Annotated in this window: 16 protein-coding genes; 10 read left to right on the top strand and 6 right to left on the bottom strand. The window is 42.0% G+C overall.

The window, feature by feature from the left end:
- Positions 1-460: 460 nt before the first annotated feature.
- Positions 461-772: an iron donor protein CyaY gene (gene cyaY, locus FR932_RS17415; RefSeq protein ID WP_019441280.1), complete on the bottom strand. Its 312-nt coding sequence runs from the start codon at positions 770-772 to the stop codon at positions 461-463.
- Positions 773-848: 76 nt separating this feature from the next.
- Between cyaY and lptM the strand changes: the two genes are divergently transcribed.
- The 8 genes from lptM (at position 849) to FR932_RS17375 (ending at position 8,614) form a co-directional block, all read left to right on the top strand.
- Positions 849-1,052, top strand: coding sequence for an LPS translocon maturation chaperone LptM (lptM, locus tag FR932_RS17410; RefSeq protein WP_019441279.1), 204 nt, complete (start codon positions 849-851; stop codon positions 1,050-1,052).
- Positions 1,053-1,118: 66 nt separating this feature from the next.
- The gene (gene lysA / locus FR932_RS17405) at positions 1,119-2,372 is read left to right on the top strand and encodes a diaminopimelate decarboxylase (RefSeq protein ID WP_019441278.1); all 1,254 of its coding nucleotides are present in this window, start codon (positions 1,119-1,121) and stop codon (positions 2,370-2,372) included.
- A gap of 42 nt (positions 2,373-2,414) precedes the next feature.
- Positions 2,415-3,245, top strand: coding sequence for a diaminopimelate epimerase (dapF, locus tag FR932_RS17400; RefSeq protein ID WP_019441277.1), 831 nt, complete (start codon positions 2,415-2,417; stop codon positions 3,243-3,245).
- Positions 3,242-3,967: a DUF484 family protein gene (locus tag FR932_RS17395; RefSeq protein ID WP_019441276.1), complete on the top strand. Its 726-nt coding sequence runs from the start codon at positions 3,242-3,244 to the stop codon at positions 3,965-3,967. The genes dapF and FR932_RS17395 overlap by 4 nt, the downstream gene beginning before the upstream one ends.
- Entirely contained in the window at positions 3,945-4,931 is a 987-nt protein-coding gene (xerC, locus tag FR932_RS17390; RefSeq protein WP_019441275.1) for a tyrosine recombinase XerC, read from the top strand. The genes FR932_RS17395 and xerC overlap by 23 nt, the downstream gene beginning before the upstream one ends.
- Positions 4,931-5,647, top strand: coding sequence for an HAD-IA family hydrolase (locus FR932_RS17385; RefSeq protein ID WP_019441274.1), 717 nt, complete (start codon positions 4,931-4,933; stop codon positions 5,645-5,647). Before xerC ends, FR932_RS17385 begins: the two co-directional genes overlap by 1 nt.
- A 46-nt stretch (positions 5,648-5,693) precedes the next feature.
- Complete coding sequence (gene uvrD, locus FR932_RS17380; RefSeq protein WP_019441273.1) at positions 5,694-7,862, top strand: DNA helicase II; 2,169 nt, start codon at positions 5,694-5,696, stop codon at positions 7,860-7,862.
- Between the two features lie 110 nt (positions 7,863-7,972).
- Complete coding sequence (locus tag FR932_RS17375) at positions 7,973-8,614, top strand: chromophore lyase CpcT/CpeT (protein WP_240532394.1); 642 nt, start codon at positions 7,973-7,975, stop codon at positions 8,612-8,614.
- An 82-nt stretch (positions 8,615-8,696) separates the two neighbouring features.
- Here FR932_RS17375 and rarD read toward each other — a convergent pair whose 3' ends face one another.
- The 3 genes from rarD to FR932_RS17360 all read right to left on the bottom strand — a co-directional run bounded on the left by rarD (position 8,697) and on the right by FR932_RS17360 (position 12,487).
- Positions 8,697-9,605 carry an EamA family transporter RarD gene (gene rarD / locus FR932_RS17370; RefSeq protein WP_019441271.1) on the bottom strand — a complete coding sequence of 303 codons (909 nt, stop codon included), beginning with the start codon at positions 9,603-9,605 and terminating at the stop codon, positions 8,697-8,699.
- 97 nt (positions 9,606-9,702) lie between these two features.
- Positions 9,703-10,197, bottom strand: a complete 495-nt coding sequence (locus tag FR932_RS17365; RefSeq protein WP_050998988.1) for a thioesterase family protein — start codon at positions 10,195-10,197, stop codon at positions 9,703-9,705.
- A gap of 112 nt (positions 10,198-10,309) precedes the next feature.
- The gene (locus tag FR932_RS17360) at positions 10,310-12,487 is read right to left on the bottom strand and encodes a hypothetical protein (RefSeq protein ID WP_019441269.1); all 2,178 of its coding nucleotides are present in this window, start codon (positions 12,485-12,487) and stop codon (positions 10,310-10,312) included.
- Positions 12,488-12,720: 233 nt separating this feature from the next.
- On the opposite strand from FR932_RS17360, the gene recQ reads away from it, so the two are divergent.
- Together recQ and FR932_RS17350 are read left to right on the top strand one after the other, a co-directional pair.
- Complete coding sequence (gene recQ, locus FR932_RS17355) at positions 12,721-14,541, top strand: DNA helicase RecQ (RefSeq protein WP_019441268.1); 1,821 nt, start codon at positions 12,721-12,723, stop codon at positions 14,539-14,541.
- A 56-nt stretch (positions 14,542-14,597) separates the two neighbouring features.
- On the top strand, positions 14,598-14,885 hold the full coding sequence (locus tag FR932_RS17350; RefSeq protein WP_019441267.1) for a DUF3630 family protein: 288 nt from the start codon (positions 14,598-14,600) through the stop codon (positions 14,883-14,885).
- Positions 14,886-14,928: 43 nt separating this feature from the next.
- On the opposite strand, the gene FR932_RS17345 is transcribed toward FR932_RS17350, so the two are convergent.
- Both FR932_RS17345 and FR932_RS17340 read right to left on the bottom strand, forming a co-directional pair.
- Positions 14,929-15,294 (bottom strand): SpoIIAA family protein, encoded by a 366-nt coding sequence (locus FR932_RS17345; protein ID WP_019441266.1) that lies wholly within the window; start codon positions 15,292-15,294, stop codon positions 14,929-14,931.
- A 124-nt stretch (positions 15,295-15,418) separates the two neighbouring features.
- Positions 15,419-15,550, bottom strand: a complete 132-nt coding sequence (locus FR932_RS17340) for a DUF3149 domain-containing protein (protein WP_019441265.1) — start codon at positions 15,548-15,550, stop codon at positions 15,419-15,421.
- Positions 15,551-15,878 lie beyond the last annotated feature (328 nt).

The following is a 15,878-nucleotide window of genomic DNA, read 5'->3' as shown; positions in this document are numbered from 1 at the left end:
ATTTGTTATATTTATTTCCAGAGACGCAGGATGTTCATCAGGATGATGACTTGGCTCTCTACTGAAACCGCAAGGATGTGGTGGATCACAAGGATAGCACTCACGGATTTAGAGTGAATAAAGGACACCTCCAGGACGGAGATGAGAAACAGGTTAGGATGACTTGTTAGGCTAGGATTGCCAAAGGAACAACTCAAAGGATTGGGGAAAAGTAAATCACCTAACGGATTAGGTAAAAACGTCTAAGTGCAGGGAGCACAATAAGTTCAAGGATATGAGCTATTACGACAACGCAAAAAGGCCGCATTAGTTATCTAGTGCGGCCTTTTTCTTGCCTAAAATTTAGTTATTTCTGTGATGGAATGACTAAATAACAACAAAACAATCAGATAAGTTATGACGCCACTGAAATCATACCAAGAATATAAGCTTTAGTTACATCCTTGGTATGTACTTCATGTTAAAAGCTAACGTCTTCACCGCCTTGATTTTTAACTGCTTCAGTTAATACGACTGATAATGCTTGCTGGGTGCGGTTATCTATCCAAGTATCGTTAATAAATGCAAAATGATGACCATTGGCTTTTGTTGCTACCCAAAGCTGATGTAGTGGTGCTTGTTTGTTCAAAATGATTTGCGAACCATCACGGCAGTATAACGTCAAAATACTGTTGCTGTTTTCATAATCTAGCTCAACATCGCTGTCATCAATGATCTCTTCAAAGCTAATTAATAGTTCATCTACTTGTTCGTGGAATTCTGAATCAGTCATTTTTTATTAATCCTATTGCTTTTAATTTTGTCAGTGCGATTATAAGGGATAGAATTAATTTATCATTGAGTCGGTTATGAGCCAAGTAAGAAAAACAACATTTATTACATTAGCCTTTCTATTTAGTGCTGGCTTACTGAGTGGTTGCGGTATTTCAGGTCCTTTATATGCGCCTGGAACGGGACCTGATGCTGCGAAGGCTAAGTCGGTAGCGACACCTGCAGTAGAAAGTGTTGATAATAATGTGGCGAGTAAGACGCCAAGCAGTGAAGCTGAATAAGAAAACATTGTCACATGATGGGCAATGAATGGATGTGTTTACGAATTAAAGAAAAGGAATAGAGCGTTGGATTATTTTAATTATCAGGATGATGGCCAGTTGTTTGCGGAGCAGTGTGCAGTAGCAGACGTAGCAGAAAGGTTTGGTACACCGACATATGTATATAGCCGAGCGACGATAGAACGTCATTGGAATGCATTTAATGATGCCGCTGGTGAGCACCCGCATTTGGTTTGCTATGCGGTAAAAGCTAATTCAAATATCGCAGTACTTAACGTGATGGCGCGTTTAGGTTCTGGCTTTGATATTGTTTCTGGTGGTGAATTGTTACGCGTTATTGCGGCCGGTGGCGATCCAAGTAAAATTGTATTTTCTGGTGTTGGTAAAACAGTCGCTGAAATTAATTTAGCGCTCGATCATCAGATTCATTGTTTCAATGTAGAATCAACATCTGAACTAGAGCGTATTAATGATATTGCGCTAAGTCGCGGTGTGCAAGCGCCTATCTCTATTCGCGTCAATCCGAATATTGATGCCGGTACACATCCATATATTTCCACTGGTTTAAAAGAAAATAAATTCGGTATCGATATCGATCTTGCTGAAGGTGTTTACCAAGCGGCGAGCAAAATGCCTGGTCTTAAATTGAAAGGCGTTGATTGCCACATCGGTTCTCAGTTAACCGAACTTTCACCGTTTTTAGAAGCGGTAGATAAGCTTTTGATATTGATCGACAAACTGTCATCGCAAGGTATTGTGCTTGCGCATCTTGATGTGGGTGGCGGTCTAGGTGTGCCTTATGATGGTGAAACACCACCACAACCAGCTGAATATGCACAAGCATTAAAAGATAAGTTAGCCGGTCGTCAATTGGCGCTTATTTTTGAACCGGGTCGTGCAATCATGGCAAATGCCGGTATCTTGGTCAGTAAAGTTGAATATATTAAACTTACTGAACATAAAAACTTTGCTATCGTTGATGCGGCGATGAATGATCTGATTCGTCCTGCGTTATACAGTGCATGGCAAGCAATTGCTCCAGTGAATAAATCATTAGTACGTGAATCTCGAAACTATGATGTTGTTGGTCCAATTTGTGAAACCGGTGATTTCTTAGGTAAGAATCGTGATTTAACGATCGCGATGGATGATTATATCGTGGTGCGATCTGCCGGTGCTTATGGCTCAACAATGAGTTCTAACTATAATTCACGTAGTCGTCCTGCTGAAGTGATGGTTGATGGTGATGTCGCTCATTTGATCCGCCGCCGAGAAGAACTGGCAGAAATCTGGAAAGATGAAACGATTTTACCTGCGTAATAATAGTTTACCGACTGAATAGAATAAGGGTTACAGGTTCATATGTTTATACAGTTTTCAAAAATGCACGGTTTGGGTAATGATTTCATGGTTGTTGACTGTGTTACTCAAAATGTATTTTTTAATAATGACAATATTCGACGTTTAGCGGATAGAAATACCGGTATTGGCTTTGATCAGTTGTTAGTGGTTGAAGCACCTTATGATCCTGATCTTGATTTTCATTATCGTATTTTTAATTCTGACGGTACTGAAGTAGAGCAGTGTGGCAATGGTGCACGCTGTTTTGCGAGTTTTGTTCGTCATAAAGGTTTAACCAATAAGAGCAAGATTGCGGTAAGTACTAGCGCAGGTAAGATTTCCTTGCAAGTTGAATACGATGGCCAGATAACGGTGAACATGGGGGTGCCTGAATTATCCCCCGACAAAATTCCATTTCGTGCCAAGCAGCAAGAAAAAACCTATATTTTACGCGCGTTAGAGAGCACGGTATTTTGTGGTGCTGTATCAATGGGTAATCCACATTGTGTGACATTAGTTGATGATATCGAGGCTGCACCATTAGCAGATCTTGGTCATGCGATTGCCCACCATGAACGCTTTCCTAATCGTGTTAATGCTGGCTTTATGCAAGTTTTGTCGCCAGACCACGCCAAGTTACGTGTTTATGAGCGCGGGGTGGGTGAAACGCAAGCATGTGGTACAGGTGCTTGTGCTGCAGCTGTTGTCGGTCAATTACAAGGTAAGCTGGGTCAAGATGTATGTATTGAACTGCCAGGCGGTAAATTACAAATATCATGGCGTGGTCCCGGTACTCCGGTATTTATGACCGGACCTGCTACACACGTTTACGATGGACAAATAAATATATGATCGATGTTTCAGCGTCGGTCTTGGATGTGGAATCGCCTGCTATTTTAGAGCAAGATGTTATTGCTTTTTTACAGGCGAATCCGGATTTCTTTGTTCGCAATAATGAGTTAGTTGATTCTTTACCTATTTCTCATGGTCAGCAAGGCAGCGTCTCTTTGGTGACGGTACGTTTAGATCGCCAACGCCAGCGGATTACTGATTTAGAACAACAGTTACAACAATTAGTGGCGATTGCCGCAGATAACGATAAATTATTTCGTATCTATGCAGATATTTATACGGCACTGTTTCATTGTACTTCAGTGATGCAGATGCAGCGTATTTTAGTCAATGAGATCCAATCTCAGCTGCCTTTAGCGGCCGTTAATTTACATCTTAATGAAGCTTATTTTCACCTTAAGTCACAATATTTACCGCTCGCTATCTCGGCTGGGCAACTCATTCGGATCCGTCAGCAACAATTTGCCGGTGGTGATCATTACTTTGGTCCTGTCACTGGCGTGGATAAAGCGGTTTTGTTTGGTCAAGATGCTTTGGTTAACTCGGTGGCCTTAATGGCATTGGGTGAGCGCGGTGAATATGGTTTACTCGCTATTGGTAGCGCTAACGCGGATCATTACCAAGCGGGCATGGATAACTTGCTGTTAGGTCAACTTTGCCGCATTATCTCTACCCTGTTACCGCAACTGATGCCTCTACGTGACAACGCCATCAAAAAATAATATCGCAGCAGGTAGTGACTTACCTGCACCTTGCGAGCTACCAATACAATTGCTTAAACCGATTGACCGTTTTTTACGTTATATCACCAGTGAGCGCCAATTAAGCTTGCATACCGCACGTAATTATCGCCGTCATCTGACCCTATTCGCCGAACAAATGCTGACATTACCCATCTCGGAATGGCATGAACTTGATGCATCTCAAGTGCGTAAGTTAGCGACTTTAAATCATAAATTGGGTTTATCGCCACGCAGTTTGGCTACTAAATTATCGGCATTACGCAGCTTCTGTGACTATTTGGTGCTGCAAGGAGACTTGAGTGCCAATCCAGCTAAGGGCGTATCCGCGCCTAGACAGCATAAAGCCTTACCAAAAAATCTTGATGTTGATGAAATTAATCAATTGCTTGCAGTGTCTAATTCTGATGAAAAAGATGACCCTTTTTTAGTACTGCGTGATAAAGCGATGATGGAATTAATGTACTCGGCAGGCTTACGGTTAGATGAATTAGTTAACTTAGATTTAAAAGACGTTAAGCTAAATGACAAGACCATGCGCGTGATTGGTAAAGGCAATAAACAACGTCAGTTACCCATCGGCAGTGTGGCTATCGCGGCATTAAAAGCGTGGTTTAAAGTACGCAGTGAATACGCTGATAGTGCGCAGCCAGCATTATTTGTTAGTCAATTGCGCCGTCGAATATCACATCGCAGTGTGCAAAGCCGTATGGCGAAGTGGGGACAACAACAAACACTGACAAGTCATGTGCATCCGCATAAATTACGTCATTCATTTGCTACCCATATGCTCGAATCCAGTGGCGATTTACGTGCCGTTCAAGAATTATTAGGGCATGCTAATATCAGTACCACGCAGATCTACACCAGTTTGGATTTTCAACACCTCGCTAAGGTGTATGATGCTGCTCACCCTCGAGCAAAGAAAAAGAACAGAGAGGATTGATGAAATTCTATCGACGATTACAACAGATTAAAGCCATGAGTTTCGATCTGGACGATACCTTATATGACAATGTTCCTGTGGTGCGCCGCGCTGAAACGTGGATGCACATGCATTTACGCAGTCAGTATCCGCACATTACCCATTTAGACCGTCATGCTTGGTTACAGTTACAACGCCAAGTCATTCATCAACAGCCGAGTTTGGTGCATGATGTGAGTGCGATCCGTGTTGCTTGTTTAACGGCATTGTTTTTACGCCATGGTCATAGTGAACTGGATGCTCGTGTCATCGCTGACGATATTTTTCAGCAAGTACTGGCGGTGCGTAGTGACTTTGTCGTGCCAGAAAATACCTTTGCTGTGTTATCGGCATTGGCGAGTAAAGTCCCGTTAATTGCGGTGACGAATGGTAATGTCGATACCGATAAAATTGGTTTAAGCCCTTTTTTTACCGCGGTGATAAAACCGGGCAATGGTTTAAGAATGAAACCTTATCCAGATTTGTTTACGCTTGCGGCTGATACGTTAGCGTTACCACCCCAACATATACTGCATGTTGGTGATCATCTTAAATCAGATGTTGCTGGTGCTATCAGCAATGGTTTCATGTCAGCTTGGTTTAATGATCAACAACACTCGCTAATGACGAGTAACAAAAGCAGTCATTTACCCGATATTGAAATAACGCACTTGGATGAATTAACAAGCCTGTTATAATCCTTTTATTCTACTGATTAAATATACAGTCTAAGGTGACTAAATTATGGATGTATCTCTCTTACTGGACGGCCTCAATGATGAGCAGCGTAATGCTGTTGCGGCACCACCATCAAGTATGCTGGTTTTAGCTGGCGCAGGTAGTGGCAAAACCAGAGTATTGGTACATCGCTTAGCTTGGTTAATGCAGGTGGAGCAATGTTCACCTTATTCTTTATTAGCGGTGACCTTCACCAATAAAGCTGCTGCTGAAATGCGTGGCCGTGTTGATAAACTATTAAATGGTCGTCAGCAAGGTATGTGGATCGGTACTTTCCATGGTATTGCTCATCGCTTATTGCGTGCTCACCACCTTGATGCGGGTCTACCAGCTGAGTTTCAAATCATTGACAGTGATGATCAATTGCGCTTATTAAAGCGTTTGATTAAAGCCATGAATCTGGATGAGAAGCAATGGCCAGCAAAACAGGCTATGTGGTATATCGGTGGTAAAAAAGATGAAGGTCTACGTCCTGAACATTTACAAGCGTATGATCCGATTGAACGTAACTGGATCAAGATTTATCAAGCCTATCAAGAATCTTGTGATCGTGCCGGATTAGTTGATTTCGGTGAACTGTTGTTACGCTCCCATGAGTTGTGGTTACACAAACCACATATTTTAGCGCATTACCAAGATCGCTTTTCTAATATCTTGGTCGACGAATTCCAAGATACCAATAATATCCAATATGCGTGGTTACGTATGTTGACAGGTGATCGCGGTAATTTGATGATCGTAGGCGATGATGATCAGTCTATTTACGGCTGGCGTGGCGCACAGGTAGCTAATATCCAACGCTTCTTAACTGATTTCGATGGTGCTAAAACCATTAAACTGGAACAGAATTACCGTTCGAGTAGTAATATTTTGAATGCGGCCAATGCGCTGATCGTCAATAACAGCGAGCGTATGGGCAAAGAATTATGGACGGAAGATAACGAAGGCGATCCGATCTCTTTATATGCCTCATTTAATGAAGTTGATGAAGCCCGCTTTGTTGTTGGGCGCATTAAAGAGTGGCAAGATCAAGGTGGTTCACTCAGTGACTGCGCGATTTTATACCGTAGTAACGCACAATCTCGTGTCGTAGAAGATGCGTTATTACAAGAACAGCTCGCTTACCGTATTTATGGTGGTCATCGCTTCTTTGATCGTTTAGAAATTAAAGATGCCATGGCGTACATGCGTCTGAAGAATAATCGTGATGATGACGCGGCATTTGAACGTATCGTTAATAAACCGACTCGTGGTATTGGCGATCGTGCCTTGTCCTTGTTACGTGATGCGAGTCGTGAGCAAGGTTCAACATTATGGCAAGCTGCGACCTACTTACTGGATAATAACTTGATCGCCGGTCGCGCCGCGAGTTCGATCCGTAAGTTTGTCGAGCTAATCACTGCACTTGATAATGATGTTGCTGAGTTGGCCCTGCATGAACAAATCGATCATGTGGTGTTATATTCAGGCCTGAAATCTATGTATCAATTGGAAAAAGGTGAAAAAGCCCAATCCCGTATTGAGAACTTAGAGGAATTAGTTTCTGCCGCACGTGGTTTTAAGATCCCTGATGACAGTGAAGAAATGACGGAACTATCGGCATTTTTAGCGTTTGCGGTATTAGAGTCTGCAGAGGGACAAGCGGATGAATTCGATGATGCTGTGCAATTGATGACACTGCATTCAGCGAAAGGTTTGGAGTTCCCCGTGGTCTTTATGATTGGTGTTGAAGAGGGGATGTTCCCAAGCCAACAATCGACGGAAGAATCTGGCCGAATGGAAGAAGAGCGCCGCCTTTGTTATGTGGGTATTACCCGCGCGATGAAAAAACTCTATATTAGTTATGCGGAGTCGCGTCGTTTATACGGTAAAGAGATGAATCATCGTCCATCGCGATTTATCCGTGAAATACCGGAAAAGTACATTGAAGAGATCAGATTGAAAACCCAGATCCGTCAACCAACCCAGTTTGGGCGTTTTAGTGCGGGTTCTGAAAAAATGTCATTTGAGTCGACGGGTTATCAATTAGGTCAGCGTGTATTACATGCTAAATTCGGTGAGGGGATTGTGATGAACTATGAAGGAAGTGGTCCACAATGCCGCATTCAAATTGAGTTTGATCAACTCGGTAGCAAATGGTTGGTAGTATCTTATGCTAGATTGCAGGCTCTATAGTCAGACTCAACTTTTTGTAGTATAGTTGCGCGATTTTTTAGGATAGTATCACTGCATACTACACGCTAACTTGGATGTTAGCGCTATCTATGTGGCTACAGGGAGTTATTTTGATATTACGATCTATCGTCGCGCTTATGTGCCTATTCAGCTCATTGGCTTATTCTGCTTTATTTAAATCAGATAATACTGCGTTATTAAGCCAATGGTTAGTCGGTGTTCATCAATCAACTAACGATGTTATTCAGGGACGTAAAGTTAACATCGGTCTGCAGATCTTACCTATTTGGCAAGATCGTATTGATGGTGAATGGCTGTATATAGAGAGTAATATTGTTGACTCGGCAAACAAGCCATTCCGCCAACGCATTTTGCAATTGGTCGCTACCCCTAACGGTTTGATTCGTCTATACAGCTATACGATCCCACGTGCATCTGATTTTGCTGGTGCGTATTATTTTCCGCAAGTATTAGCCAGTTTGACTCAATCCCAGCTTAGTATTAGTAGTAATTGTGAATTATTGATTGAGTTAAAAGTGACAAGTACGTTTGTCGGAGAAACCGATGCAGGTTCCTGTTTGACGAATTCTAGCGGCGCATTGCTAACGACTTTTTTCGCGGTATCAGAAGTGAATATTTCATTTTTAGATGGTGGTTATGACAAGTTTGGCAATTTGCTCCCAGGTCGACTTGAAGAGCCGGTGACATTTTTAAAGCTGGAAGACTATGCTTCGAATGAGTCTAACCAATAACATCAACACCCACTGATAATTGCTCTTGGGTGCTGATGGATACTGATGGTTAAATCGATACTGTCATCGGTATTTTGATGTGTTATTCAGGTTTTAATTTTGCCCGTTGATGACGATTATTTTTAAAACCATCAAGGCTAAACACCACTAGCGCAGCCCAAATAAAGCCAAACGTCATTAGTGTTTCTGCATGGACGACTTCATCATACAGTGTCACGCCGAGAATAAAGATCAATGTAGGCCCAATGTACTGGAAGAATCCGAGTGTTGATAACGGTAAGCGTACTGCTGCATGGTTAAAACATAATAGCGGTATGGTCGTGACAAAAGCAGCACTCAGTAGTAGTAAGTTAAGGTGCATGCTGTTCGCATTGAGATCTGATGTCGCAGAATCTGCAAACACAAACAAGTAAGTTGCCGCGACAGGTAACATGATGATGGTTTCAATTAACAGACCAACCAGCGCATTGAGCTTTAATTTTTTACGTAGTAAGCCATAAAATCCAAAACTACAGCTTAATACTAGCGCCACCCAAGGCAGATAGCCTAACGCAATAATCTGAATTAAAATGCCGACAACCGCGAGTAAAATCGCTGCCCACTGTAGCTTACGTAATCTCTCAGATAAAAATACCATACCCAGAAATACGTTAATAATCGGATTAATAAAATACCCTAAACTGGCATCAAGCAGATGGCCGTTATTCACTGCCCAAATATAAGTTAGCCAGTTAATACTGATCAGCAAGGAAGTGCAAAGCAGCAATAACACATTCTTAGGGACGGATAATACCGATTTTACCATTGGCCATAATTTAAATAGGCTAAGTAATACTGCAATAAAGATACAAGACCACAGCGCGCGATGAGCTAAGATTTCATAAGCCGGAACTTGTTGTAACTGTTTAAAATAGAGTGGAGCCATGCCCCACATTACATACGCGAGAACGGCGAATATTATCCCGTGCTTAGTATCATTGTTGGTTGTCATTGGTTATGCCAGCGGTTTTTATAGGAATAAATAGGTCGGCTAGCATAACAATGATGGATAATCAGGGATAGTGATATTAATAATCTTTATGGTTTGGTTAACCAACTAAATAGGTGCCAGTGCCAAAAGCAATGTGTACGCCTTCTTGATTATGTAATTCCATTCGTGTGACTGCGACTTTATTTCCAGAGCGGATGATCTGCGCTGTTGCAGTAAACTCATCACCCCAGCCGGGACGTAAGTAGTCGACACGCAGGTCTATGGTTCCCAGTGATTTGAGATTTTTATGGAAGTTGTCTGCACTCTTAATGTCCATTTGTGGGATCGCAGCTGCCGCAACTAGCATGCCGCCAGCGACATCAAGTAAACTCGCCGTCACGCCGCCGTGGAGTATTTTACGAATCGGGTTACCAATGAGCTTATCATCCATGTTGATACGTAATTCGATACTGTCAGTGGTGTAACCGGTGATCCGCATACCCAGTAAATCATTAAATGGCATTTGGTTCATGAACATATCACTGATGAAATCAAGCATCTGTTGTTCAGTGAGTTCTTGGTCTACTACATCTTGCTCGGTCATTATTTGCATGCATCCTGCTTAAGCGTTATCGGCTATTAATGTTATTTATATTTGAGTTACGTTAAGGTAACTCAGTTTTGCAGCGAATACACCTGAAATTGTGTATTCGATTGATTTTATTTTATGTTGCTGGTTTTTCTGGGATCAAGATTACACCTTGATAACCGGTTAAAGTGATTTTATTGATCACCTGACCAAGGCTGCCATCGGCATGCAGCAAGCGGTATTGACCGGGTAATTTTACGCTCGTTGTCGCTTGCTGACTGAATGTTTTATTTTTACCATTTAGGTCTGTGTAATAGAGAATTAAACCCTGTTGGTAACGTCGGGCGATAACCGCTTCTTGCGGTGCCTCTTTTTGCCATGGCAGCGTCAGCGAGGTCTTGTGGGATAGATAGAACCAATGGCTTGGCACAATAGATAGCTGTTGTTTATTGACGCTGAGTTGGTTATCAAGACTGGTCGCGATGATATTATTATCCGTATCAACATAACTGACCGCGGGATAATTGGCTGGTGCAGCAATCGGTTTACCAATGTCATGGCGTAACATGCTGGTTGGTTGGTAAGCGGCATTTTTAGGTATTCCGGCTTGATAGAAATTATTGCTCTCGGTATTACTACTCGAATAGTAAAAGCTATTATTCCATTGCTGGTAAAAATCGAGGCTGGGGTTATTTAATAAATAAAAGATCGCCAGATTGGTGCTCTTATCATGTGACCAGTTGGCAGTGGTATGACCTTGCCAGCTCACTTTTCCGCCTTTACGGGTATTGGCCATCAGTATATTGCGTTTCCCTTGCGCGGCCAGCACAAAGTGTTCCCAGCGTTGCAGCAGACCATCCCTGTGGGCTAATCCCATGCTGGGATGAATATAGTCTTCACGGACAAAGAAGTTAAAGCCTTTATTCACGGGTAATAAACCTGGTTCGGTAAATACATTCAGGTTTGAAATATTCGCGCCTATCCAGCGTGCTGTGCCTGTTTGCTGTAACTGTTGGGTAAATGCGCTGAGCTGTTGCCAATAGTGTGGACCGACTTGTTTAATCGGCAGTTGTAGCTCTAATACCTTACCTTCATTGTTACTTGGGAATTGTACCTTCCCCGGGATCCGATATAAATCATCATTATAAGCACCGACAAAGCCTTGCGCTTGCCAATGTTGATCGAGATAGTCTGCCAATAATTTACGATTGGCGACGGTGAATAAGTTGGTATAACAAAATGAAGATTGCGGACTCCACATACGACCTAGCGGCACGAGACGTGCTTGGTAGGGGAAACGGGCGCTGGCTTGGGTGTTCTTACGTATTGCGTATTCCCGATCATCAATATAATTATCTTTATTTATATCGTTCACAGGATCCCAACCAGGGATTGTTATCAGCTGTTTTACCCTATTTTGGGTGACTCTATACCAAGATGGTAAATCTATACCTGCGAGCTGTAGCCCTACTGATGGCGTATTGATCGTTATTTTGATAACAAAAAAACGTGCGTGTGCCACCGAAGTTTGTTGATTTAATACTGGGGTAAATGTAACTCTTGGCCAGCTTGCGGGTGGAAGCCAAGATACTTTGGTTGTATTGCTTAATGCGCTTTTAGTTAATGCTTTCCAGTCTGTATCTTCATTTTTCAGATCCGCGGATGAACTGTCTATAGCCTTCGTCGCATAGGCGATATCAATGCTGGCATCGGTGAATTTCTGGCCTTTGTTTTGATGATTAAATTGCAGGGTTAAGCCATCAATTTTTTCTGATGAAAGTAGATATAGCGTTTGTTGGTTGACCACTGTGATGGCTTTTTGCAGCGGCATCGTCAGTAATCTAACTGGTGTAGCGGGTGAGTCATTATTTTTAATGGCGGCAACTTCAGGTACCCCATAAAGCGGGGTTAGGTGGCCATTGGTGTTTTTAGGTAATGGCATTGTAGTGTCATTTTGGAAGTGTAAAAACAGCGATTCATAGTCTTGCTGAGATTGGCTGAGTTGGTGACGTAAATACTGCTCTTTAATCCCCATTTTCCACTCTAATTTTTGATTGTACATGTAATCTATTCTGGCAATTTTGGTTGTGGCATGTTGGTAGTGGCCCCCGATATTTATATCAGCATGGTTTTCTTCCCAGCGAGAGACCTGTTCAGGGCTGCTAAATTGTTGTTGCCAATTTACGGCCGTTGCACTTTGCTGATTACCTGTGATGACCCAAGCTGTGCCTGCTGATGGATAAATTTGGCTGTTCGCCATCGGTGAGATCGCCGTAACACAAATAATTAAAATAGCTTGTTTTAATATATGCAAAGTGAATGTCCTTTTCGATTAGCGGGTTATAGCGTATTCACATCTTAGTTTAGGCGAGTTTTAAGACATCGTTTAGGCCGATTTTATACACTGAATTATTTTGTGCATGTCGAGATGGTTATTTTTCACTGGTGTTTGTTCGACTAGTGTTTGTTTATAGCGGGTATATACTGCTAAAATCGTGGATTCGCAGAACTGCGTACACCCATTATTTATATTGAGATTGAACCACCATGACTGCAACCGTTTCTACCCTGCCATCAGCGCAACATGTGCTTGAAAGTGTTTTTGGTTATCAACAATTCCGCATGGGTCAGGAAGAGGTGATTGCACATGCGGTGGCGGGTCTCGATAGTTTAGTTATTATGCCCACGGGTGGCGGTAAATCATTGTGTTATCAAGTACCAGCCTTGGTGCGTGGTGGTTTAACCATAGTGCTAAGTCCACTTATTTCCTTGATGAAAGATCAGGTTGATGCCTTGCGTGCCAGCGGTGTTTCTGCGGCGTATATGAATTCAACATTGGCGCGACAAGAATCGGCACAAATTTATAATGACCTACAAAACAACCGTTTGCAGGTATTGTATTTATCACCTGAGCGTTTGATGGTAGGCGATTTTTTACAATACCTACAACAGTTTCCAATCAGCTTATTTGCCATCGATGAAGCCCACTGTATTTCTTCTTGGGGTCATGATTTTAGACCTGAATACAATGAATTAGGGAAGTTGAAACAGTTTTTCCCGAATGTTCCTATGATGGCATTAACGGCAACGGCGGATGATGCAACACGCTTAGATATTCTTAACCAATTGCAAATGCATGAGCCGAAAGTGAGTATGTCGAGTTTTGATCGCCCTAATATTCGTTACTCACTGGTGGAAAAGTTCAAAGCATTAGATCAACTTAAACGTTACGTGAAACAACAAGACGGTGTTAGTGGTATTGTTTATTGTACAAGCCGTAAACGTGTTGAAGAAGTCGCTGAAGGACTCGCTCGTGCAGGTTTTGATGCCAAACCTTATCATGCAGGATTATCACAACAAGAACGTCAAGAGACCCAAGAAACCTTCATTCGTGATGAGCTGGATATTGTAGTGGCGACAGTCGCCTTTGGTATGGGGATCAATAAACCCAATGTACGCTTTGTGGTGCATTATGATTTACCGAAAAATATCGAATCGTATTATCAAGAAACGGGTCGTGCTGGTCGTGATGGTTTACCTGCTGAAGCGTTATTGATGTTTGATCCAGCCGATATCATGCGCGTACGTTATATGGTTGAACAAACTGAAAACGAACAACAGCAACGGGTGGAAATGCACAAGCTTAATACGATGGTGGCGTTTGCTGAAGCGCAAACCTGTCGTCGTCAGGTATTACTGAATTATTTTGGTGAGTTTAACGACAAACCTTGTGGTAACTGCGATATTTGCCTCGACCCGCCAAAACGTTATGACGGTGCTGAAGATGCGAAGATGGCGTTGTCGTGTGTGTACCGTGTTGGCCAAGCTTTTGGTATGGCGTATGTCGTTGATGTATTAAGAGGCTCACAGAATCAGCGCGTGAAAGAGCGTGGTCACGATAAATTATCGACGTTTGGCATTGGTAAGGCAAAGTCACAAGAACATTGGTTAAGTGTTTTGCGTCAATTGATTCACTGTGGCTTGTTATTACAGAATATTACGCGTAGCTCGGTATTACAGTTAACAGAAGCGGCGCGCCCGGTATTACGCGGTGAACAGGCATTGGAGTTAGCGGAGCCACGCTTACAACCTATGACCAATGTGGATAAGGCACCAAAGCGCAGTAGCCGTATTGCTAACTTTAATTATGATCGTAAATTGTTTGCTGCTCTGCGAAAATTACGTAAAGACATTGCTGACAGTGAAAACATTCCGCCATATGTGGTGTTTAATGATGCTTCACTGGCGGAAATGGCCGAGATAAAACCACAAAATGAAGCGGAAATGCTGGATATTAACGGCGTTGGCCACGTTAAATTAGAACGTTTCGGGCGTCAGTTTTTGACTAAAATAGCCGCGTACGACTAATTTTTTACGGCGTATAATTAAATCGTATTTCATGAATAGCAGGGAATAACAAAACCATGAGCTGGACTCTCGCAACACAACAAGCAACAGATAACATTTTGATGTTGGAACATGCTGAATTGAATTTTGAAAACTTTACTACCCTCGCGCCGACTTTGGTTGCGTTAATCGCTGCTCGTGTATGTGATAAAAATTGGGGCGCAGATCGCCACGCTTGGGTATTAGAATACCAAGACATTAATTTATTATTTGAATTTGAAGATTACACTGGTAGTGCCTGGCTGGCGGTTGCCCGTGAAGAAGATCAGGGCATTCTTGTTGAAATTGCGGAAAAATTGAAATAGCGATAAAGCTAACGGCCAGTTAGTTTAATTCTACTATTTAATATTAAAAAATTTCTTCTTCGTTAAACCATAATTCAGCTTGTAGCGTCGTTGAAAAACTTTCGACGGCGATCGGGTTGATCCCTTCAAGCATGGTTGCCATCTTATGCAACCATTTAGGCTCTGCAATAAACGCTATTTTATGCCAGTACTGCCAGTATTTTATCCCCATCATTGCATCATCGACTAAGGCATGTAGCTCGAATCCAGTAAAATCATCGGCAAAGACAACGCAAACATTCACCTGCGGGTGTTGTTTTAATATATCTGTGATCACCGGTTCTAATACGGTTTCGTAATCATTGTGGGTAATGGTCTGTGACAGGTTAATAAATAGATTGGCTTCAGCTAGATTTATGATGGTTATCATGGACATCTCCGAGTGGCTGAATGTCCTTAATTAGGCGACGCAAAGCGGCTAACATTCATGATGATGCATTAATTATAGTCGCTATTTGCTGATAATAATCTGTGTATTGCTATTAAGTCTTGGGTTATCGACTTTTCACAACAAACATACTAATAAGTACGCTAACAATAATAAACGTCAGTGCAATCACGCTAAATGAAGCAATACCAACAGTATCAGAAAAAAGATCGCTTAAAAGTTTAGTCCAAATGTCCATTGTGTCATCCTTAATTCGTCAGTGATTATGTTATTAGTTACTTATTTATGGGTAATGATAACAAGTTGGAAAATGGGGAAACTGATCCAGATCAGTGAATGGTTTTGTTACTGGTATGTTATTTTAAAACTGTGATGAGGCGATATCATGATGTGTGTTTACGGTGGTATTTGGCTTGAACTGAAGTAGCTAGATAGATGTTTGATGGAAATTAGTTCGCTAGATTTCACGTCGCGAACTAATTACACGATCTGCTCTTATATAACATGCCTATTAAGGTTCTTTATCTATAATTTTATCTGAGGAGGAGTGAACTCTTCATTTAGAA

Origin of the sequence: Moritella marina ATCC 15381 (assembly GCF_008931805.1) — a bacterium.
GTDB lineage: Bacteria > Pseudomonadota > Gammaproteobacteria > Enterobacterales > Moritellaceae > Moritella > Moritella marina.
The sequence above is the reverse complement of the archived record's forward strand: the minus strand, read 5'-3'. Positions and strand labels throughout refer to the sequence as shown.